A 19,875-nucleotide genomic window follows, 5' to 3' on the forward strand; every position below is an offset into this window, starting at 1 on the left:
ACACCGCCCATGACCGCCATCGAACGCCCGGACGGGGCCGGCGCATCGCCCGGCGCCCGGTACTGGCACCGGTCCCTCCACGACTACGCCGCCATGACCGCGCGGGCACCGGGAGGCCGCGAGGGGGGTGCCGGGGAACCGGCCAGGTTCACCCGGTTCGGCGGGCTGCCCCGGCATCCGCTGCCCGCCCCCGCCCGGACGCTCGGCCCCGTGGCCTCCGCGTTCGCCCCCGCGTACCCCGAGGACGCCCCGGCCCGGCCCGCTCCGGCCGGACCCGTTCCGACGGCCGTGGCGGACGCGGCCTTCCACTCCGCGCTGCTCCACTACGCGTGCGGCGTGCTGCGGACCGAGTTCGGGCCGACGGCCCGCTGGCCCTACCACCGGCCCACGCCCTCCGCCCGGTGCTTCGCGCCGGTCGATGCGTACCTGTGGACCCCGGGACACGAGGGGCTCCCCGCGGGTGTCCACGCCTACGACCCCGCCCACCACTCGCTGGTCCTCCTCCGGCCCGGCGACCACCGTGCCGTCCTGGGCAGGGCGCTGGGCGCGGACCTCGACGGCGCCATCGGGGTGCTGATGCTGTCCACCGTGTTCTGGCGGACGGCCTTCCGCTACGGCAGCTACGCGTACCGGCTGTGCGCTCAGGAGACCGGGCTGGTGGCCGGGAACGCGATGATGGTCGCGAACGCTCTGGGCGCTCAGGCTCACCTGCACCACCAGTTCCTCGACGGGGTCCTGGAGCGGCTCGTGGGGATCCCGCGCCCGCAGGAGAGCCTCGCCGCGGTCCTGCCGCTGTACCCCCGGCGGGGTGACGCGCACCGATCGGTCCGGCGCAGCGGAGCCGCCGACACCGAGGGGGCGCTGTCCGCCCTCATCGGCCGGCCGGCAGCCCGGCCCGCGCCCGGGGCCGACGGCCTCGGCTCGCTGGACGCGCTGACCGGGATCGACGCGGCCGCCCGGCTCGACGACACCCGCTCGTTCTCCCTGCTGCCCGTCGGCCCGGTCGCCGGCCGGGGGCGGGCGGGTGCGGTCCGGGCCGCCGAACTCGCCGACTGCCTGCGCCGGCGGAGCTCGGGCAGCCCCGCCTTCAACCCGGTGGCCCGCCCGGTCCCCCTGGAGTCCGTCCTGCGCGTGCTCGGACCCGTACTCGGCCCCTGGGCCGGCGACGCCGTGCCGGACGGCTGCGTACCGCCCGTGACCGCCCATCTGTGGGCGGTCAACGTGGACGGACTCGCTGACGGGGTGTACCGCTGGGCGGCGGACGGACTCCACCACGTCGGCCCCGGCGGCTCCTCCCGGCTCGGGACGGAGGCTGCCAACATCGACTACCGGGCGGTCGCGGGCGTGGTCTTCCTCTCGGCACCTCGTGCGGACGCACAGGCGGCCTTCGGTGACCGCGGTTTCCGTGTCCTGCACCAGGAGGCCGGGGTGGTCGCCCAGCGCGTCTGCGTACTGAGTGCCGCGGAGGGCCTCGCCGCCAGGATCCACAACGGCTACGCGGCGCGCACGCTGTCGCGGGCCCTGCGGCTGCCGCCGGGCCACGAGCCGTTGTTCCAGATCGCGCTCGGGGTGCCCGGGCCCGACGAACGCTATCTGATGCCGGTCCTCCCGGCGCCCACACCGGCGCGGGTGCGAGGCCTGTCCGACGGTCACGGGGGCGGAGCCCCGGCAGGGAACGAGGTGCACGCGGCATGACCACGCACGATCCGTCCGCCGGCTCGGCGGCCCTGGCCTTCCTGGACTCCGGCCACCGCCCGCCCGAGGCCCTGCCCGCCGCGGACCCCGCGCGCCTCCCGCCGGTCCACAAGAGGTACCCGTCGGCGGTCCGCGTGCCCCTCCCGCCCGGCGGCGCGCCGGCGGACGACACCGGGCCCGCACTCCTGTCACGGCTGCTGCGCCACACGAACGGGATCACCAGGATGCGCTGGATGAGCGGCCTGATGCCGCTCGGCCTGGGCGGCGCGGGCGCTCCGGGGGACCGGCGCGTGCTGCTCTCCCCCGGGCGTACGGCGGCGGCGTCGGGCTCCCGCTATCCCGTGGAGGTCTACGTCGCCCACGGCGGGACGGCCGGTGCGCCCGGCGGGCTCTCCCACTACGACCCGGTGCACCACGTGCTGGAACGCCTGCGGGACGGTGACGGGCGGGCCCGCGTCCTCGCGGCGCTCCGGACCCCGCCGGCCCGGGACGCCGAATCGGTGCTGCTGCTGACCAGTGTGCTGTGGCGGAACGCCGCCAAGTACGGGGCGTTCGGCTACCGGCTCCAGAGCCTGGACGTCGGGGCCGTGACGGCGCAGGCGGCGGCCGCCGCCGAGGCGGCGGGGCTGGCGGTGACGGTCCACCTCGATTTCGACGACGCGGCGCTGGACGCGCTCCTCGGGCTCGACCCCTTCGCCGAGAGCGTCTTCGCCGTGGTCACTCTGCACCGGGAGGACGCCCCGCCCGTGTCCCGGGCGACGGCGCCCGCCGCGTGGGACGGCCCTCTTCCGCGGGCCGAGCCCGGGCAGCTGTCCATATCCGAGGTCCCCGCCATGGCGGAGGCGGCCGCGCTGCACGCGGCCGTCCGCCTCTCCGCACCCGGTCGCGGGGGCCGGTTCACCGACCGGTCGGAACCGGCCGGCTCCCCGCGGCACGTGCTGCCGCCGGCCGGTCTGCGCCTGGCGGACGGGTTCGCCGGCCGGCGGACCGTCTACGGGTTCCGGCCCGGCTCCGTACCGGAGGCCTCCCTGGCCGCCCTCCTCGCCGCGGCGGCCGCCCCGCCGCCCGCCGGAGCCCCCGGTGCGGACGAGGTTCCTCCCGTCCGGCTGGCCGCGGTGGTGCAGCGTGTGCCCGGGGTGGAGACGGGTGCCCACGTGTACGACCCGGTCGGGCACGCGCTGGTCCGTACGCGGGGGGCCGACGCGGTGCGGGCCGTGATCGGCGCGGCCAAGAGTCCCATGCTGGCCGACGAGTGCCGCACCGCCACCGCGACGCTGGTGCCCTGCGGCCTGCTGCGGGAAGGCGTCGAGCGGTTCGGTGACCGCTGGTACCGCGCCCAGAACATCGCGGCGGGCGCGCTCGCCCAGCGGATCGCCCTGGCCTCGGCGGCCGCCGGGCTGGAGAGCCATGTGCACTGCGACTTCGACCCGGACGGCGTCGGCTCCGCCCTGGGCCTCGAACCCGGCGGTCTGCAGCCGCTGGTGGTGGTGACCGTCGGACCGCGCTCCCCGGAGCGCACGGATCCGCAGCTGCCGCTGTGGGGGACTCCGTGAGACCCGCCCGGACGGGCCCCCCGGACCCCCCGCACCCCGCGTTCCGTACACCCGCCCACCCGACCGGAGGAAAGACCGAACCGATGGACCACTACGACGTCGTGGTCGTCGGCGCCCGCAGCGCGGGCGCCTCGACCGCCATGCTGTTCGCGCGGGCCGGCTACCGGGTCCTGCTCCTGGACCGGTCGCGGTTCCCCAGCGACACGCTCTCCACCCAGCACATCCACCGCCCCGGGCTGCGGCTGCTGAACCGGTGGGGCCTGCTGGGACGGCTCGCGGACACCGGTTGTCCCGCGGTGCGGCGGATCTCGTACACCCTCGGCGACCTCCGGCTGGAGGGCGCCGTGCCGGTCGAGGAGGGGATCGACGCCGTCTACGCCCCGCGGCGCTTCGTGCTGGACAGCCTCGTGATCGACGCGGCGGTCGAGTCCGGCGTCGAGTTCCGTCCGGGGTGCACCGTGACCGGCGTGCTGACCGGGAACGGCCGGGTGGACGGCGTGCGTTGGCGAACGGCCTCCGGCGCCACCGGCCGGGTCCGGGCCCGTCTGGTCGTGGGGGCGGACGGCATGCGCTCGGCCATGGCCGGGCACTTCGGCTCCGGAGTGGAGCGCGAGGACGCCCCGCTGACGTGCGTGTACTACGGGTACTGGGAGGGGCTCCCCGCGCAGTTCGAGGTGTTCGAGCGGACCGGCAGGCTGATCGGCGTCGTCGGTACGCACGACGAACTTACCCTGGTGGCGGCCTACTTCCCGCAGGAGGAGTTCCCGGAGGTCCGCCGGGACCCCCGGGGCTCGTACCTGGAGGCGTTGCGCACCACTGCGCCGGAACTGGCCGACCGCGCGGCGTCGGCGCGCAGGGTGGAGCGGCTGCGCGGTACGGGAAGCCAGCTCAACTTCTTCCGGAGGACGGCCGGCCCGGGGTGGGTGCTGGTCGGAGACGCCGCGTGCCACAAGGATTCGATCACCGGGACCGGCATCAGCGACGCCTTCGAGCAGGCCTCGCTGCTCGCCGGGGCGGTCGGGGAGACGCTGCACGACGACCGGGCGGCGGACGCCGCGCTGGAGCGGTACGCCGCGGGGCACCGGCGGCTCATGGAACCGAGGTACCGCACGGCGCTGGACAGCGCGCGGCTGGAGGTCACGCCGGAGCGGGTGGAGTTCACGCGCTGGATCGCGGGTGACCCGGCGTCCGCCGAGGCCTTCCTGTCGGTGGCGGTGAGCCACATCGACCCGGCCCTGCTGGCCCCGGCCGCGGCCGCACTGTGAGGGTGGGTGGTTTCCGGTGCGCCGCCGGCACCGGAAACCACCGCCGCCCGTCAGGCCGCGGAAGGCCTGACCAGACCCGTCTCGTAGGCCAGGATCACCGCCTGGGTGCGGTCGCGCAGGCCGAGCTTCTGGCACAGGTGGTACAGGTGCGACTTGACCGTGGCCTCGCTGAGCGAAAGCATCTTGGCGATCATCAGGTTGGAATGACCGTTCGCGACGAGCGCCAGTACGTCGCGTTCCCGGCCGGTGAGCAGGGAGAGCTGCGAGGAGGTGGCGGGAGCCATCTCCGGCGACCGGTTGAGCAGCAGCCTGATCAGCTGCACCGCCGAGGGCGACTTCAGCACCATCGCGCCTCCGGCGATGTCACGGATGGCGGCCGGGAGCGACATGGGATCGCAGTTGCCCGGAAGCAGACCGCGGATGCCGCCGCGCAGGGCGCACAGCAGCTCCTCGTCGTCGGTTCTGGAACTGAGCATCAGGACGCCCGGCGTGGTGCTCCAGGCGGTTCTCCTCAGCACCTTTGCGATGGCGATGCCGTCCATGGCATCGGGATCGTGACTGACCAACGCCACGTGGGGACGCAGTCTCTGCACGGCCCCCTCCACGTCCCGGGTGTGCAGCGCCTCTCCGACCACCGCGATGTCCGGTTCCCGCTCCAAGACGCTGGCAAGTCCCATGCGCGTCAGATGGTGCGGGTCACAGATCAGGACACGGATACAGTCGGCCTCAATTTCGTTCGTCACAGTGTGACTTACCCCCATGAATACATGAATCCCGTGCAGCTCGCACAGAAAACGGTGATCCGCAACTGGTCTGGACCACCATCGAAGGCTACCCCTACGCCAACTTGAGATCCACTGATCTGACCATTGACTCATCAGACGGGGGTGACGTATCGGGGTTGGTTCCCGTGCCCCCGGCTCAACCCACAGTCGGGGAATCAGAACTGGTCTGCAGACGGACGACGCCCCTCGGCCTCCGGTGCGAAAGTGGTGCCGTCAGCCAGAACAGGGGGTACACGTGCAAACACCGTCGGAGCCCGCTCCACTGCTCGACTTCAGCCCCTACCGGCTGCTCACGGAACCCGAGGCCGTCCACCGGCGGATGCGCGCGGAGCCACCGGTGCGTTTCGTCAGGGAGGAGAGCGGGTTCTCCTACTGGCTGATCTCCCGGTACGCCGAGGCCCGCGAGGCACTCGCCGCACCGGGCCTGTCGAACGATCCGCGCCGCCTGGGCACCGCCGTCGACACCCACCACGCCTACTCCCCGATGGCGAACAACGACCCGCCGGACCACACCCGGCTGCGCCGGCTCGTCTCCCACGGTTTCACCCGCCGGCGCGTGGCGCAGCTCGCCCCCGTGGCCGAGCGCACCGTCGGGGAACTCCTGGACGGCGTGGCCCCGTCGGGCCGTGCCGACGTCATCGCCGACCTCGCCTTCCCGCTGCCGGTACTCGTCATCTGCGAGCTGCTCGGGGTGCCCACCGGGGACCGGGCGGCCTTCCGCGCCTGGGCGGACCGCACCCTGTCCACGAACGCGGGCCCGCGCACCCGGGAGGAGCGCTCACGCCGGCTGCGCACCTACTTCACCCGCCTGATCGCGGCGAAGCGCGCCACCGTCAGGGCCGCTTCCTCCCCCGACGAGCAGCCCGACCTGCTCAGCGCACTCGTCGTCGCCCAGGAGCGTGACGGCACCCTCTCGGACGACGAACTCGTGGGTCTCGCCGTCCTGCTCCTGGTGGCCGGACACGAAACGACGACCAACCTGATCGGCAACGGGCTGCTGACCCTGCTGCTCCACCCCGACCAGCTGGACCGGCTCCGCAACGACCCGTCCCTGCTTCCCGCCGCGGTGGAGGAGCTGGTGCGGTACGAGGGTTCCGCCGGTCAGTCCTCCCTGCGCGTCGCGGTCGAGGACACCGTCATCGGCGGAACCCGGATCCCCCGCGGCTCCGTCGTCAACATCGGCCTGTCACTGGCCAATCGGGACCCCCGCGTCTTCACGGATCCCGACACCCCGGACATCCGGCGGGAGCCCAACCCCCACCTGGCGTTCGGACACGGCATCCACTTCTGCCTCGGCGCACCCCTGGCCCGCATGCTCGCGGCGACGGCCTTCGGAGCCCTGCTGGCCCGGCTGCCGCACCTCGCACTGCGCGTACCTCCCGAGGAGCTGCGCTGGCGGCAGATCAGCATCCTCTGCGGCCTCACCGCACTCCCCGTTTCCTTTGATCCCGTTTTCCCTGAAACGAGTGGTTCGTGACGATCAGCGATCCGATGGCGGCGGCCAATCTCTACCGCCTCGCCTTCGGCTTCATCCCCGCACAAATGATTCACGTCGCGGCCCGCCTGGGCCTCCCCGACCTGCTGGCGCGACAGGGCCTGACCGCCGGGGAGCTGGCGGAGCGGACCGGTGCGCACGCGCCCTCGCTGCGCCGGCTGCTGCGCGGGCTCGCCTCGCTCGGCCTGGTGGAGGAGGCGGAGGGCGGCGTCTTCCGGCTGACGCCGGCCGGTACGCCGCTGCGGGCGGACGTCCCCGGCTCAGTCCGCCCCATGCTGATGCCGTACTTCGACCAGGCCATCTGGGCCGCGTGGGGCCGGCTGCTGGACACCGTGCGCACCGGAGAGCCTTCGGTGGAATCGGTCACCGGCGGGCCCGTGTTCGCCCACTTCGCGTCCGAACCCGGCCTCGCCGCCGAGTTCCACGCCGCGATGGCCGTGAGCGCCGGCGCGGAGGCGAGCGCGATCGCCCAGCTGTACGACTTCACCGGCGTGGACACGGTCGTGGACGTCGGCGGCGGCTCCGGCGCCCTGCTCGCCGGTGTGCTGGGGCACCACCCCCGGCTGCGCGGCGTCCTCGTCGACACCCCCACCGGGGTGTCCGGCGCGCCCGGCACCCTGGCCTCAGCAGGGGTGTCGGACCGCTGCGAGATCTCGGCCCGGGACTTCTTCGAGTCCGTCCCCGCCGGCGGCGACCTGTACGTGATCAAGAGCGTCCTGCACGACTGGGACGACGAGCGGTGCGTGCGCATCCTGCGGAACTGCCGCCTGGCCATGAAGGACACGGCCCGGGTGCTGATCGTCGAGATCGTCGCGCCCGCCGCCATGGACGCCGCCACCGATCCCTTCCTGCCGGTGAGCGACCTCAACCTGCTGGTCCTCACCCGGGGCCGGGAACGGACCGAGGAAGAGTTCGCCCGCGTCCTCGGGGCCGCGGGCCTCCGGCTGACGCGCATCGGCGATCCGGTCGGGTTCAACGGCTACCGGATGATCGAGGCCGCCCCGGCGGCGGCGGGGAGCGGCGACGCATGACGACGACCGAGGAGTCCGCGGCCGCGCCCCGGACCACGATCGAGGACTCCGCCCACGGAGTCGGCCCCAGTACGCTCCGCCGCCTGGCCGCCGCCTGGCCCCGGCGGGCCACCGTGCGCACCGACATGGACAGGATCACCGGCTCCGAGGAGTACGACCCCGAACTGCTCGACTACCCGGTCTCCCTGATGCCGTTCGGTGAGCACCCGGACTTCCTGGGCGCCCCCGAGGACAAGCGCCGCACGGTGAACACCCTGGGCTGGATCGCGTACAACGAGCGTGTCGTCGCCGCCGAGGAGTTCGTCGTCAACCCGACCTTCGAGAAGCTCGGGCACGCGGTCTTCCCCGGTGTGGACCGGTTCGAGGTCAAGGAGATCGTCCGGCAGTCCCACATCGACGAGGTGTGGCACACGTACATGCACATGCTGGGCATGCAGCGCACGCGGGAGGCACGGCGGGTCACGGCCGAACCCGACTGCGGCCATCCCGTGACCAACCGTCTGCTGTACGCGGCGGAAGGGGCGGCGGGCGAGCGCTGGCAGAGGGACCTGCTGTACCTGCTGTGGACCACGGTCGGCGAGGTCAGCGTGAACGCCTTCCTCGACCTGATGGCACAGGACACCACCGTGCAGCCGATGCATTCCCTGATCGCCCGGCTGCACGCACGCGACGAGGCGGCGCACGGCCCGGTGATGATCGAGGTCATGAAGGACGTCTTCGTCCATCTGACCCGCGAGCAGCAGGACTTCTTCGTCTCCCGCCTTCCCGCCGGCATCACCGCCTTCTGCGCGGAGGACTTCGACTGGTGGCTGAAGGTGCTGGAGTTCGCGGGGATCCCCAAGGCCAGGGACATCATCGAGGACTCCCGGACGGGCCGCGGCGGACAGCACGCCGAGCTGCTCGTCACCGACTTCTCCGGAGTGCGGCGGCTGTGCCGCGAGCTCGGCATCGAGAACAGGGTGGACTTCGACTTCCAGGCCGGGAACCCCGGCCTGGCCGGAAGGGCGACATGATCCTCACAGGTCCCGAGATCACGGGCGCGGCGGCCGACGGGCGCATCGTCATCTCCCCGTTCCACGCGGAACAGGTCAACCCCAACAGCTACAACGTCCGCCTGGGAGACCGGCTGCTGACCTACACGGACGAGGTCATCGACGCCCACCGCCCCAACCCGACGCAGGAGATCACCATCGGGGAGGACGGCCACGTCCTGGAACCCGGACGGCTCTACCTCGGTCACACCATGGAGAGCGTCGGCTCCGACCTGTACGTGCCCCTCCTCTTCGGGCGTTCCTCCGTCGGACGCCTCGGACTCTTCGTGGAGATCACCGCGCCCATCGGCGACATCGGCTTCCACGGCCAGTGGACGCTCATGCTGTCCCCGGTCCAGCCGCTGCGCGTCTACCCCGGGATGAAGATCGGCCAGATCATGTTCTTCGTGTCGCTCGGGCAGGTCGACCTCTACGACGGCAAGTACCAGTCCTCGGCGGGCCCGCAGGCGTCCCGCTACTGGAGGGACGCGGCGGTGCCGGCGCCGTGATCCTGACGCGAGCAGCCATCCTCACCGCCGTCGAGCGGGGCGACATCACCATCGAGCCCTTCGCCGCCGCCCGGGTCTCCCCCAACGCCTACGACTGGCACCTGGGCGACCGGATCCGGACCTTCGAGGGCGAGGAACTGGACGCGGCCACCGCCACCCGCGTCACCGAGCACGTCATCCCTCCGGAAGGCATGGTGCTACGGCCCGGCCGGCTCTACCTCGGCGTCACGCACGAGCGCACCCATTCGGAACGCTACGCACAGATGATCAACGGCGACCGCAGTCTCGGCGCCCTGGGCATCTGGGTGCACGTGTCCGCGCCCCTGGGACACATGGGCCACGCCATCCACTGGACCCTGGAGATCCGTGTGGCGCAGCCGGTCCGGGTCTACCCGGGCATGCCCTTCGGAAAGATCGTCTTCCTGTCCACCGCCGGGCAGCCCTCCAGCTACCAGCAGGTGGGCCGCAAGTACGCGCGGACGGACGGGATCGACATCTCCCGGCTCTACGAGGAGCTGTGAGGCCCCCGGTGAAGATACTGACCGGGCTCGACCTGCCGTGGGGCAGTCCCGGTGGCAGCGTCGAGCTGCTCAAGGACCTCTACCTGGTTCCGGACGGGCCCCTGTCGGCGTCGGACGCCTTCATGCTGGCACCGGACGGAGTTCCGGCGCCGGCCGGGACCGGCCTGCCCGCCCTGCTCGACGTACCCGGCAAGCAGCTGGACGGCGAGGGCTTCTGGTCGTACGTCGACCGCCTCACCGACGCGCTCACCACCCGGTTCCCGCCCGCGGACCAGGACGTGGTCCACCTCCAGCACCTCGCCTTCGGCGCCACTCCGGCACTGCTGCGGGGCTACCCGAAGCAGCCTGCGATCGCCCTGGTCCACGGCACGGACCTGCTGTTCGCGGCGGACCATCCCACGCAGGCCGACGTACTGCGCGAGGCCACCGCCGCCGCGCGGGCGGTCGTGGTGCCGACGGCGGCGATGGCCGACCAGCTGCGCCTGCTCGCCCCCGTCGCCCCCGACCGCGTCGTCCACATCCCCTGGGGGATCCCGGACCGGCTGCTGGACCGGCCTCCCGTGCGGCCGGCCCGCCGCGACGGGGACCTCCGGGTCCTGTACGCCGGCCGCCTGACCGCGGAGAAGGGCGCCGCCGCACTGGTCCGCGCGGTGTCCGGAACCCCTGGCGTACGGCTCAGCATGGCGGCGCCGACCGCAGAGTTCCGGCGGCTCTCCCGGGTCCTGGACCTCTCCGCGGCGCGTTACCTGGGCTGGCTGAGCCGCCCGGACCTGTGGGCCGCCTTCGCCGAGCACGACCTGCTGGTGATCCCCTCGGCCAGGCTGGAGGCGTTCGGCCTGACGGCCGTCGAGGCCCAGGCCTGCGGCCTCCCGGTGGCCTACCAGCCGGTACCGGGACTGACGGACGCCCTGGGCGACTCGGCGCTGCCCCTCGACATCCTCGCCGCCCCCGACCGGGCGCGCGAGACGCTCGCGGGCCTGGCCGCGGACCGGAGCGTCCTGGACGACCTCCGCGCCGCCGGCCACCGGAACGCGGCACTGTTCCCGTTGTCCAGGACGGCCCGTGAACTGGCCGCGCTCTCCGCCCGGTTGGGCTGAACGGTCATGCCCCCTCCACCGACCACGAAGGACCGACCCATGTACTCTGCCGCGCTGTTCGACCTGGACGGCACACTGATCGACACGGAGCCCCGCAGCCGTGAGGCGTGGTCACGTCTGTTCCGCAACCACGGCGTCCCGTTCGACGAGGGCACGATCAGGGGCTTCGCCGGACGTCCGGGCAGGGAAGCGCTCCTCGACCACGTCCACCGGTTCTCCGGCCGCAGCGTCGACGAGCTGTTCGCCGAGGCCCTCCACTACACCACCCTGCCCGACATGCCGCCCGTCGGGACCGTCCCCGGCGCCGTCGAACTGGTCGCCCGGCTGCGCGCCTCGGGCGTACCGGTGGCTCTGGTCACGTCGGGCACGCGCGACTACGCCCGTTCCGAGCTGACCGCCATCGGGGCGCTCTCCCACTTCGACGTCATGATCACCGCCGACGACGTGACCTGTGGCAAGCCGGATCCGCAGGGCTACCTCGCGGGCTGCGCGGCCCTGGGCGTGGCACCGGCGTCCACCGTGGTGTTCGAGGACGCCCCGGCCGGCGTGGCGGCGGCCAGGTCGGCGGGCGCCCGCGTCGTGGCGATCGCCTCCGGGCACTCCCGCGAGGCGCTCCGCGCCGCCGACCTGATCGTCCCCGACCTCAGGGACATCACCTGGCCCCCCAGGTTCCGTCCGTTCTCCGGTGCGACCCGATCGGAGGGCTGAACGATGCGGGAACCCGTGCTGGAAGTGGTCGTCACCTCCGTGGAAGAGGCCGTGGCCGCCGTCGCGGGCGGCGCGAACCGGCTGGAAGTGGCGACGGACATGGCCGCCGACGGCATGACCCCGGACCTCGCGGACTTCCGGCGCGTCCGGGACTCGGTGTCCGTCCCGCTGCGGGTCATGCTGCGGGACCACGGCGGCTTCCGGGCAGCCGACCCGGACCGGCTCCGCGAGGCGGCCTCCGCCCTGCGGGCGGCCGGAGCCGACGCGTTCGTCCTCGGATTCCTGACCCCGGGGGGCACGCTGGACCTGCCGGCGGTGACGTCCGTCCTCTCCGCGGTCCCCGGCTGCCGCTGGACCTTCCACCGCGCCATGGACCACGCCGCGGACCGCGCCGCGGTCCGCCGCGCCCTGCGCGGCCTGCCGGGCCTGGACACCGTCCTGACCGCCGGCAGCGTCACCGGTGTGGCCGACGGTCTGGACGTCCTGCTCTCGGAGTCCGCCGTCCTCGACCCGGACGGTCCCGGCACCGGCACCGGGGTGTGCGTGATGGCGGGCGGCGGGCTGCTGCCCCGGCACGTACCCGCCCTGCGCGCGCACGGCGTCGACGCCTTCCACGTCGGTACGTCGGTCCGCCACGGGGGCTGGGGCACCCCGGTCGACCCGGCCGCCGTCAGCCGGTGGCGCCGACTGGTCGAATCCGCCGCGGTCGAACCGGGCGTGCTCGAATCCCCCGTGCCCGAATCCCCCGGAGAGGAGTCCCGCCCCCGTGTCCGGTGAGGTGACCCCGCAGTCCGACCGGTGCGACTTCTGCGAGATCGTGTCCGGCCGGCTCCACGCCGAGATCCTGTACGAGGACGAGTCGACCGTGGCCTTCCTCGACAACACCGCGGTGATGGAGGGCCACACCCTCGTCATCCCCCGTCGCCACGCGGCCGACATCTGGGCGGTCTCCGAGGACGAGGCGGCCGACGTGATGCGCACGTCCCACCGCATGGCCCGGATCCTGGACGGGGTGTTCGCCCCGGACGGCATGACCCTGTTCCAGGCCAACCGGCCCGCGGGCTGGCAGGACGTCTTCCACCTCCACGTCCACCTCGTTCCGCGCCGGGACGCCGACCACCTGCACCGCCCCTGGTCCGCGGAGCGCGCCGACCCCGCCGCGCTGGCCAGGACGCGCCGTCGCGTCCTCGGACCGCAACGCGCCGACGCCCCGGCCCGCGGCACGAACCCGTCCCCCGCCCCCGTTCCGGGCCGGCCCGAGGAGGATCGATCCCGACCGTGAACCATCCCCACCTCCCGACCACCGAGTCGGCCGTCCGCGCGATCCGCGAGATCGCCGACGAGTACCGCCTGACCATGACCACGACCGACGACATCGGCGCGGACCAGACCTCACGCCGCACCTCGGCCCCGCTCTTCGAGGTCCTCGACCCCGACGGCTCGCTGCCGCACGAGGCGTTCGTCGAACTCGCGGGCACCCCGGCGGTCAGCGTCCGCCTCTTCCCCGAGGACGACGCGAAGATCACGGTGGACCACGTCGACTTCCACGACGTACCCCGCGACGCCGTCCCCGCCTTCCTGCGCTCCGTCTACGGCGGACTGGCCCACTCCAAGAGCCGGTTCTTCCCCCCGGGCCTGTGGCTGGTCGTCCCGCTGCCCGGCGACACGACGTACCGGGAACTGGTCACCCTCACCAGCCCCAGCCCGTGGCTCCTGCGCGCCGCACGCGGGTCGTAGCGCCCCCCGCCGGCCCACCGGACGGGTCAGCCCGCGGGAGCCCACCGCGCGAGCAGGGCCCCGGTCGTGGTGACCTCCGCCACCAGCGCGAGGGAGTTGCGGATCACCTCGGCGGTGCACGAGGCCGGCACTCCGGCGATCGCGTCGGCGGGCACCACGACCGCGTACCCGAGGTTGACGGCGTCGAAGACGGTGTTGGGGATCGCGATGTTGGAGGAGACCCCGGTGACGACGAGGGTGCGGATGCCGAGGTTGCGCAGGAGGGCGTCCAGGTCGGTGCCGGCCATCGGGGACAGTCCGTGCAGCCGCCGGACCACCAGGTCCCGTTCGGCCACGGTGATCGGGGCCGCGACCTCGACGGCCCGGCTCCCGGTCAGCTGGCGCACGGGCAGCCGCTCGGCGGCCCGGAAGAGCCGCGCGTTGGTACTGGACCCCAGCCCGTCCGGCCGCCGCTCGGCGACGGCGTGCAGCACCCGCACGCCGGCGGCGCGCGCGGCGACCGCGAGGGCGGCCACGCGGTCCAGCATCCCGGAGTCCCGCGCCTCCTTCGCCAGCTCCGGCAGGGCGCTCTCCTCGCCGACGACACCGTTCTGGCACTCGACGGTGAGCAGCGCGGTGGTGGCGGGATCGAACTCCGGCATGGCTCCCCCTGGCGTGGTGACGGCGGAGCCCGCATGATTCCTGACACACAGTCAGATGTGAAGGGGAAGGGGCACGATGGACGAGACGCTCGGGGCCGGGACACAGCGGCGGGGCCGCCGCATCATGATGACCGACGCGGAAGTGGACGCCTTCCTCCGCGAGCAGCGCACCTGCCGGGTGGCCACCGTCTCCCCCGACGGACGGCCGCACGTGGGGGCCCTGTGGTTCGCCTGGGACGGCACCTCGCTGTGGCTGTACTCGATCACGCGCAGCCGCCGCTGGGCCGACCTGCGCAAGGACCCCCGGATCTCGGTGGTGGTGGACTCCGGCGAGTCGTACGACGAGCTGCGCGGGGTCGAACTGTCCGGCAGCGCCGTCTTCGTGGGCGAGGCCCCGCGCACCGGTGAGCCCTGCCCCGAGCTGACGGAGGCCGAACGGATCTTCCCCGTCAAGAACTTCGGCATCGAGGAGATGCCCCACGACGGCCGCCACGCGTGGATCCGCCTCACGCCGCAGTCCATCGTCTCCTGGGACTTCCGCAAGATCTGACCCGGGTCCGGCCCCGGGTCCGGCCCCGGGTCCGAGCCCGGACCCGGGGCGGGCGGCCCGGCCGACGAGCCCCCGGGGCGCCCTACACCGCGGCCGCCGCCTCGCGCAGCGCCCCGACGGCGGCCCGGATGGAGGGCCGCCGTCCGGCGTCCGCGCGCCAGACCGCGTACACGTGACGGCGTACGGCGTCGCACACCGGCAGCAGCCGGACGCCCGCCGGCACGGGCCCCCGGCCCAGCCGGGGCGTCACGCACACCCCCAGCCCGGCCTCCACGAAGGCGAGCTGGGTGTGGTGCTCCTCGGCGATGTGGGCGACGCGCGGCTCGACCCCGGTGCCGCGCAGGGTGAACACCAGCCACTCGTGGCAGAACTGGCCTTCGTTCCAGGAGATCCAGTCGTCGTCGGCGAAGTCGGCCAGGGAGATCTTCGTGCGGTCGGCCAGCGGGTGGGAGCGCGGCACCGCGATGTCGACGGCGTCGTCCAGCAGGTGGGTGCGGGTCAGCTCGGCCGGCACCGGCATCCGCTTGTTGTGCCAGTCGATGGCCAGGGCCATGTCGAGGTCCCCCCGCACCACGGCGAACATGGCCTCCTCCGGCTCCTGCTCCCGCACCATCGCCCGCAGGTCCGGGTGGTCGGTGCGCAGCGCGGTCAGCGCCCGGGGCAGCAGCCCGCGCATCGCGGTGGGGAAGGCCCCGATCCGCAGCTGTCCGACCGCGCAGCCCCGCTGGGCCTCGACGTCGGCCTGGGCCAGCTCCACCTGCGAGATGATCCGGGCGGCGTGATCGGCGAGCAGCCGCCCGGCGTCCGTCAGGCGCACCCCGCGGCCGTTCTTGGCCAGCAGGGGCTGGCCGACCTCCCGCTCCAGCTTGGCCATCTGCTGGGAGACCGCGGACGTGGTCACATGGAGGCCGTCGGCCGCGCCGCTGACCGAGCCGTGGCGGGCGAGGGCGTCCAGGGTGCGCAGGCGCTCCAGGTTCAACATGTAAGCGATGCTACGCGGTGAGGCGCAGGAAGTCTCGCTTGTCCTACGAGGTCCCGCGCAGCAGAGTGTGCACATGAGCGCACCCGCCCCCTCCCGCCCGGCCCGTTCCGGCCCCTCCTCCACCCCCTCCCCCTCCCCCGTCACCGCTCCCGCGACCACCTCGCCGTCCGGCACGGCCTCCGCCGCGGGCACCGCCACCGGCGGTCTGGACTGGCGGCTGCGCTTCGCCTTCCTCTCGGTCGTCTGGGGCTTCAGCTTCCTCCTGGTCAAGGTGGGCACGGAGGCGTTCGCGCCCTTCCAGGTCGCCTTCGGCCGCGTCCTGTTCGGCGCCCTCGCCCTGCTGGCCGTGCTGCTCGTACGGCGCGAGCCGCTGCCCCGGGGAGTGCGCACCTGGGGCCACCTCACGGTGGCGGCGCTCCTGCTGAACACCGCCCCCTTCTCGCTGTTCGCGTACGCCGAGCTGAGCATCCCCTCCAGCCTGGCCGGGATCTGCAACGCCACCTCGCCGCTGTGGGGCATGGCGCTCTCACTGGTCGCCCTCTCCGAGGACCGCCCCACCCGCCGCCGCTTCGCCGGTCTGGGCCTCGGCTTCCTCGGCGTGCTGACCGTCCTCGGCGCCTGGCAGGGTTTCGCGGGCATCGACGCCAAGGGCACCGCACTGGCCCTGCTGGCCTCGCTCTGCTACCCGATCGGCTGGATCTACGTCCGCCGCACCCTGGCGGGCACCCCGGGCTCCCCGGTGGCGCTGACCGGAGCGCAGCTCATGGTGTCGACGGTGCAACTGGCCGCCGTCAGCGCCCTGTTCACCTCCGCCCCCACCGGCTTCCCGCTCTGGCCGACCCTCTCCGTGATCGCCCTGGGCGCCCTCGGCACGGGCATGGCCCTGCAGATGCAGTACGGGCTGGTGACCGAGGTCGGCCCCACCACCGCGCAGATGGTCACCTACTTCATCCCGGTCATCGCCACGACCGCCGGTGTCCTGATCCTCGGCGAGCAGCTGCACTGGAACACCCCGGTCGGCGCCGTCGTCGTCCTGGCGGGCGCCGCCCTCACCCAGGCCCGCCCCCGGGCGCCCAAGCCCGCCTGAGATCCGGCCCGGCGATCGAGCACCCGCCCCCGTCGCGCTCCGCGGCGGGGGCGGATCCGTTCGGCGACGCCGCGCGGCACCCGGGCGGGCCGTTCAGTCCGAGCGGCCGCCGGGCGCCGGACGGACCGCCGCCGCCACCGCGTCGGCGAGCGGGCCCACCTCCGCCGGGGAGAGCCCGGAGACGGTGATCCGCACGCCGGGACCCGCCTCCACCCGGAACCGGGCCCCGGCCGTCACCGCCCACCCGGCGGTCAGCAGCCGGGTGACCACCGCCGTCTCGTCGGCGACCGGCACCCACACGTTCATCCCGCTGCGCCCGTGCGCCCGTACGCCGCGCTCGGCCAGCGCCGCGATCAGCCCGTCCCGGCGCAGCCCGTACGAACGCGCCACCGCCCGCGGGTCCACGGCGCCGGAGGTCCACAGCTCCACGACCGCGCGCTGCAGGAGGCGGCTGACCCAGCCCGGCCCCAGTCGCTGCCGGCCCCGGACCCGGTCGAGGGTCACCGCGTCACCGGTGAGCACCGCGAGCCGCAGGTCGGGCCCGTACGCCTTGGCCGTGGAGCGGACCAGCGCCCAGTGCCGGGTCACCCCGCTCAATGGGCACAGGGGCACGTCCACGATGCCGTGCCCGTGGTCGTCGTCGATGACGAGCACCCCGGGGTGCCCGGCCAGCAGTTCCCGCAGTTCCCGGGCCCGCGCGGCACCGACCGCGGCGCCGGTCGGGTTCTGCGCGCGGGCCGTCACCACGAGGGCCCGCGCCCCGTCGGCCAGGGCCCGCGCCACCGCCGACGGAACCGGCCCCTCGTCGTCGACGGCGACCGGCAGCGTCCTCAGCCCCAGCGCGGGCACGAGGTCGAGCATCGCCCCCCAGCCCGGGTCCTCCACCGCGACCGCGTCGCCCGGCCTGAGGTGCGCGGCCAGCACCCGCTCGATGCCGTCCAGCGCCCCCGAGGTCACGGCCACGGGCCCGGCCGGGACCCCGTCGGCGTCCAGGTCCGCCCGTGCGATCCGGGCGAGGTCCGCAAGCACCGGGTCCTGGCCGTAGAGGGCCGGGGCCTGCGCGTACCAACGGGCGGCGGCGGCCAGCGCCGCGTCGAGGGAGGGCAGCAGGGACACGTCGGGGTTGCCCTCCGTGACGTCCCGGACGCCTTCGGGGACGGTCATCCGCAGCGTGTCGCGCGGCGCCGTGGCGGGCCGCGCGCGCACCCGGCTGCCGCGCCGGCCGTCCGTCTCGATGACGCCGCGTTCGCGCAGGGTCCGGTACGCGGCGGCCACGGTGTTGGGGTTGACGCCCAGCTCCCCCGCCAGTTCCCGCATCGGGGGCAGCAGCGCTCCGGGCGCGAGCGCGCCGGAACCGACACCCGTTTCGATGCTCGCCGCGATATCCGATGCGCGACGGCCTGTGATCCGATACTCTCCTAGCACAAACAACATTATGCACTAGTACAACGGAGTCCGCACCATGAGCGCCACCCCGGCCGCCTACGAACCCACGGACCGCACCCTCCCGAGCCGCGGCCGCCAGAAGGCGAGGTACGACCGCGAGACGGTGCACTCGATACTCGACCAGGCCTACGTCTGCCACCTCGGGTTCGTCCGCGACGGCGCGCCGGTGGTCCTGCCGACCCTCTTCGGCCGGGTGGGCGAGACCCTCTACGTCCACGGATCCACCGGTTCGCGCCCGCTGCTGGCCGCCGGGAAGGCCGACCCGGGCCTGCCGGTCTGCCTGACGGTGACGCACGTGGACGGCCTGGTACTGGCCCGCTCCGCCTTCCACCACTCGATCAACTACCGCTCGGTGGTCATCCACGGCACCGCCTACCAGGTCACCGACGAGGACGAGTGCCGGATGGCCCTGGACGCCCTCGTCGACCACGTCGTCCCGGGCCGCTCGGCCGACTCCCGCCCGGCCAACGCCAAGGAGCTCGCCGCGACCGCGGTGATCCGCCTGGACCTGAACGAGGTCTCCGCGAAGATCCGCACCGGCGGCCCGAACGACGACCCGGAGGACCTGGGCCTTCCGTTCTGGTCCGGCGTGGTCCCGGTCGCGCCGGCGTACGGGACCCCGCTCCCGGCCGCCGACCTGACCCCCGGCGTCACGGCCCCGGACTACCTCGCCGCGCTCTGAGGCTCCGGGGCGGGCCCGGCCACCGGCCCGGAACCGCCCCCGGCCACCGGCCCGCCCCCGGACCCGGCCCGCGGACCGCGCGCCTCGGCCGCGATCAGCGCGCCCACCGCCGACAGCAGCAGTACGGTGCCCAGCACCACCGCCCCGGTCAGCCGTTCGCCGAGCATCCCGACGGCGATCGCCGCCGCGCTGACCGGCTCGATCAGCATGATCACCGACACCGTCGCGGCCCGCACCGACGCGGCGCCGGTGAAGTACAGCGCGTACGCGAGAGCGGTGGGCACCGTGGCCACGTAGACCAGCAGCCAGCACACCCGGCCCCAGTCGGCGGTGTGCGGCAGCAGCCCCTCGACCAGGGCGAGCGGCAGCAGGCAGACCGTGCCCACCGCCACCGACCACGCGGTGGTGACCAGCGGGTCCCCGCCGGCCCCGCGCCGGCCCAGCCACCGCGCCCGCAGGGTCATCCCCGCGTACCCGGCGGCCGACAGCAGCGCCCAGCCGACCCCGAGCGGCCGCACCTCGCCCCCACCGGAGCCCAGCACCAGCACGGCGAGACCGGCCAGGGCGCCGAGCACGGCTGCCGCTCCGCCCCGGCCCAGCCGTTCGCCCATCCAGTACCGGCCGCCCAGCGCGATCAGCACGGGCCCGGCCCCCAGGGTCACGACGGTGCCGACGGCGAGGCCGGTGTCGCGTACGGCGGCGAAGTACGCCGCCTGGAACAGGGTGAACATCAACCCGGTCCCGATCAGCGAAAGCGCCGGGACGGGCGAGGCCGGCGCGACGGGCGAGGCCGACACGCCCCGCGGAGCCCGCCGCGCCCGCACCGAACGGCGTACGGCGAGCACGCCCAGCAGGACCACCAGACCGCCCGCGCACCGCCAGAACGACAGCGCGACGGGGCCCAGGTCACTGGCCAGGAACAGGAGGGAGGCCGCCGCCCCGGCGGTGCCCCAGGCGACTCCGGCGACGACGAGGTACAGCAGACTGCGCCCGGCAGCGGGCGAATGGTTCGACACGTGTGTCTCCGCGCATGCGTGAAGGATGAGGGAAGCAGGTCATC

21 protein-coding genes are annotated in these 19,875 nt (G+C 74.0%); 16 read left to right on the forward strand and 5 right to left on the reverse strand.

Annotated elements, in window-relative coordinates:
* Positions 1–9: 9 nt before the first annotated feature.
* From ACZ5D2_RS26360 to ACZ5D2_RS26370, 3 genes are all read left to right on the forward strand, one after another.
* Positions 10–1,695 carry a hypothetical protein gene (locus ACZ5D2_RS26360; RefSeq protein WP_468932584.1) on the forward strand — a complete coding sequence of 562 codons (1,686 nt, stop codon included), beginning with the start codon at positions 10–12 and terminating at the stop codon, positions 1,693–1,695.
* Complete coding sequence (locus ACZ5D2_RS26365; RefSeq protein WP_371679611.1) at positions 1,692–3,248, forward strand: SagB family peptide dehydrogenase; 1,557 nt, start codon at positions 1,692–1,694, stop codon at positions 3,246–3,248. Before ACZ5D2_RS26360 ends, ACZ5D2_RS26365 begins: the two co-directional genes overlap by 4 nt.
* Before the next feature lie 83 nt (positions 3,249–3,331).
* Positions 3,332–4,513, forward strand: a complete 1,182-nt coding sequence (locus ACZ5D2_RS26370) for an NAD(P)/FAD-dependent oxidoreductase (protein ID WP_371679610.1) — start codon at positions 3,332–3,334, stop codon at positions 4,511–4,513.
* Between the two features lie 50 nt (positions 4,514–4,563).
* Here ACZ5D2_RS26370 and ACZ5D2_RS26375 read toward each other — a convergent pair whose 3' ends face one another.
* Positions 4,564–5,391, reverse strand: coding sequence for a LuxR C-terminal-related transcriptional regulator (locus tag ACZ5D2_RS26375; protein WP_468932588.1), 828 nt, complete (start codon positions 5,389–5,391; stop codon positions 4,564–4,566).
* 142 nt (positions 5,392–5,533) lie between these two features.
* Here ACZ5D2_RS26375 and ACZ5D2_RS26380 point away from each other — a divergent pair, with 142 nt between their 5' ends.
* Genes ACZ5D2_RS26380 through ACZ5D2_RS26425 form a run of 10 tightly spaced genes read left to right on the forward strand, consistent with a single transcriptional unit; the run spans position 5,534 to position 13,427 of the window.
* On the forward strand, positions 5,534–6,775 hold the full coding sequence (locus ACZ5D2_RS26380) for a cytochrome P450 family protein (protein ID WP_371679608.1): 1,242 nt from the start codon (positions 5,534–5,536) through the stop codon (positions 6,773–6,775).
* On the forward strand, positions 6,772–7,824 hold the full coding sequence (locus ACZ5D2_RS26385; protein WP_468932591.1) for a methyltransferase: 1,053 nt from the start codon (positions 6,772–6,774) through the stop codon (positions 7,822–7,824). The genes ACZ5D2_RS26380 and ACZ5D2_RS26385 overlap by 4 nt, the downstream gene beginning before the upstream one ends.
* Positions 7,821–8,837, forward strand: a complete 1,017-nt coding sequence (locus tag ACZ5D2_RS26390; RefSeq protein WP_371679606.1) for a diiron oxygenase — start codon at positions 7,821–7,823, stop codon at positions 8,835–8,837. The genes ACZ5D2_RS26385 and ACZ5D2_RS26390 overlap by 4 nt, the downstream gene beginning before the upstream one ends.
* Positions 8,834–9,364 carry a dCTP deaminase gene (gene dcd / locus ACZ5D2_RS26395; protein WP_371679605.1) on the forward strand — a complete coding sequence of 177 codons (531 nt, stop codon included), beginning with the start codon at positions 8,834–8,836 and terminating at the stop codon, positions 9,362–9,364. The genes ACZ5D2_RS26390 and dcd overlap by 4 nt, the downstream gene beginning before the upstream one ends.
* The gene (locus ACZ5D2_RS26400; protein WP_371679604.1) at positions 9,361–9,885 is read left to right on the forward strand and encodes a dCTP deaminase; all 525 of its coding nucleotides are present in this window, start codon (positions 9,361–9,363) and stop codon (positions 9,883–9,885) included. Before dcd ends, ACZ5D2_RS26400 begins: the two co-directional genes overlap by 4 nt.
* Before the next feature lie 8 nt (positions 9,886–9,893).
* Positions 9,894–10,982 (forward strand): glycosyltransferase family 4 protein, encoded by a 1,089-nt coding sequence (locus ACZ5D2_RS26405; protein ID WP_371679603.1) that lies wholly within the window; start codon positions 9,894–9,896, stop codon positions 10,980–10,982.
* Positions 10,983–11,021: 39 nt separating this feature from the next.
* Positions 11,022–11,690 (forward strand): HAD family hydrolase, encoded by a 669-nt coding sequence (locus ACZ5D2_RS26410; RefSeq protein WP_371679602.1) that lies wholly within the window; start codon positions 11,022–11,024, stop codon positions 11,688–11,690.
* A 3-nt stretch (positions 11,691–11,693) separates the two neighbouring features.
* Positions 11,694–12,467 carry a copper homeostasis protein CutC gene (locus tag ACZ5D2_RS26415; RefSeq protein WP_468932598.1) on the forward strand — a complete coding sequence of 258 codons (774 nt, stop codon included), beginning with the start codon at positions 11,694–11,696 and terminating at the stop codon, positions 12,465–12,467.
* Positions 12,457–12,972: an HIT family protein gene (locus ACZ5D2_RS26420; protein WP_371679600.1), complete on the forward strand. Its 516-nt coding sequence runs from the start codon at positions 12,457–12,459 to the stop codon at positions 12,970–12,972. Before ACZ5D2_RS26415 ends, ACZ5D2_RS26420 begins: the two co-directional genes overlap by 11 nt.
* Complete coding sequence (locus ACZ5D2_RS26425) at positions 12,969–13,427, forward strand: hypothetical protein (protein WP_371679599.1); 459 nt, start codon at positions 12,969–12,971, stop codon at positions 13,425–13,427. The genes ACZ5D2_RS26420 and ACZ5D2_RS26425 overlap by 4 nt, the downstream gene beginning before the upstream one ends.
* Before the next feature lie 26 nt (positions 13,428–13,453).
* Here the strand turns inward: ACZ5D2_RS26425 and ACZ5D2_RS26430 are convergent, their stop codons facing one another.
* Entirely contained in the window at positions 13,454–14,068 is a 615-nt protein-coding gene (locus ACZ5D2_RS26430) for an isochorismatase family protein (protein ID WP_371679598.1), read from the reverse strand.
* 76 nt (positions 14,069–14,144) lie between these two features.
* Here ACZ5D2_RS26430 and ACZ5D2_RS26435 point away from each other — a divergent pair, with 76 nt between their 5' ends.
* The gene (locus tag ACZ5D2_RS26435; RefSeq protein ID WP_371679597.1) at positions 14,145–14,618 is read left to right on the forward strand and encodes a pyridoxamine 5'-phosphate oxidase family protein; all 474 of its coding nucleotides are present in this window, start codon (positions 14,145–14,147) and stop codon (positions 14,616–14,618) included.
* Positions 14,619–14,700: 82 nt separating this feature from the next.
* On the opposite strand, the gene ACZ5D2_RS26440 is transcribed toward ACZ5D2_RS26435, so the two are convergent.
* Positions 14,701–15,600, reverse strand: a complete 900-nt coding sequence (locus ACZ5D2_RS26440) for a LysR family transcriptional regulator (RefSeq protein WP_371679595.1) — start codon at positions 15,598–15,600, stop codon at positions 14,701–14,703.
* Between the two features lie 73 nt (positions 15,601–15,673).
* On the opposite strand from ACZ5D2_RS26440, the gene ACZ5D2_RS26445 reads away from it, so the two are divergent.
* Positions 15,674–16,687, forward strand: a complete 1,014-nt coding sequence (locus ACZ5D2_RS26445) for a DMT family transporter (protein ID WP_371679594.1) — start codon at positions 15,674–15,676, stop codon at positions 16,685–16,687.
* A gap of 93 nt (positions 16,688–16,780) precedes the next feature.
* Here ACZ5D2_RS26445 and ACZ5D2_RS26450 read toward each other — a convergent pair whose 3' ends face one another.
* Complete coding sequence (locus tag ACZ5D2_RS26450) at positions 16,781–18,112, reverse strand: aminotransferase class I/II-fold pyridoxal phosphate-dependent enzyme (protein WP_371679593.1); 1,332 nt, start codon at positions 18,110–18,112, stop codon at positions 16,781–16,783.
* Between the two features lie 37 nt (positions 18,113–18,149).
* Here ACZ5D2_RS26450 and ACZ5D2_RS26455 point away from each other — a divergent pair, with 37 nt between their 5' ends.
* A complete protein-coding gene (locus ACZ5D2_RS26455) occupies positions 18,150–18,815 on the forward strand; it encodes a pyridoxamine 5'-phosphate oxidase family protein (protein WP_371679592.1) in 666 nt (221 codons plus the stop codon).
* On the opposite strand, the gene ACZ5D2_RS26460 is transcribed toward ACZ5D2_RS26455, so the two are convergent.
* On the reverse strand, positions 18,797–19,831 hold the full coding sequence (locus ACZ5D2_RS26460; protein WP_371679591.1) for a DMT family transporter: 1,035 nt from the start codon (positions 19,829–19,831) through the stop codon (positions 18,797–18,799). The genes ACZ5D2_RS26455 and ACZ5D2_RS26460 overlap by 19 nt on opposite strands.
* Positions 19,832–19,875 lie beyond the last annotated feature (44 nt).

It is taken from the genome of Streptomyces sp. NPDC031479 (genome assembly GCF_055581065.1).

Bases quoted from the DNA above. Each gene is read 5' to 3' on its own strand.
- ACZ5D2_RS26360 (WP_468932584.1), top strand. From the start codon at position 10: ATGACCGCCATCGAACGCCCGGACGGGGCCGGCGCATCGCCCGGCGCC.
- ACZ5D2_RS26365 (WP_371679611.1), top strand. From the start codon at position 1,692: ATGACCACGCACGATCCGTCCGCCGGCTCGGCGGCCCTGGCCTTCCTG.
- ACZ5D2_RS26370 (WP_371679610.1), top strand. From the start codon at position 3,332: ATGGACCACTACGACGTCGTGGTCGTCGGCGCCCGCAGCGCGGGCGCC.
- ACZ5D2_RS26375 (WP_468932588.1), bottom strand. From the start codon at position 5,391: ATGAGTCAATGGTCAGATCAGTGGATCTCAAGTTGGCGTAGGGGTAGC.
- ACZ5D2_RS26390 (WP_371679606.1), top strand. From the start codon at position 7,821: ATGACGACGACCGAGGAGTCCGCGGCCGCGCCCCGGACCACGATCGAG.
- dcd (WP_371679605.1), top strand. From the start codon at position 8,834: ATGATCCTCACAGGTCCCGAGATCACGGGCGCGGCGGCCGACGGGCGC.
- ACZ5D2_RS26410 (WP_371679602.1), top strand. From the start codon at position 11,022: ATGTACTCTGCCGCGCTGTTCGACCTGGACGGCACACTGATCGACACG.
- ACZ5D2_RS26415 (WP_468932598.1), top strand. From the start codon at position 11,694: ATGCGGGAACCCGTGCTGGAAGTGGTCGTCACCTCCGTGGAAGAGGCC.
- ACZ5D2_RS26430 (WP_371679598.1), bottom strand. From the start codon at position 14,068: ATGCCGGAGTTCGATCCCGCCACCACCGCGCTGCTCACCGTCGAGTGC.
- ACZ5D2_RS26435 (WP_371679597.1), top strand. From the start codon at position 14,145: ATGGACGAGACGCTCGGGGCCGGGACACAGCGGCGGGGCCGCCGCATC.
- ACZ5D2_RS26440 (WP_371679595.1), bottom strand. From the start codon at position 15,600: ATGTTGAACCTGGAGCGCCTGCGCACCCTGGACGCCCTCGCCCGCCAC.
- ACZ5D2_RS26445 (WP_371679594.1), top strand. From the start codon at position 15,674: ATGAGCGCACCCGCCCCCTCCCGCCCGGCCCGTTCCGGCCCCTCCTCC.
- ACZ5D2_RS26455 (WP_371679592.1), top strand. From the start codon at position 18,150: ATGAGCGCCACCCCGGCCGCCTACGAACCCACGGACCGCACCCTCCCG.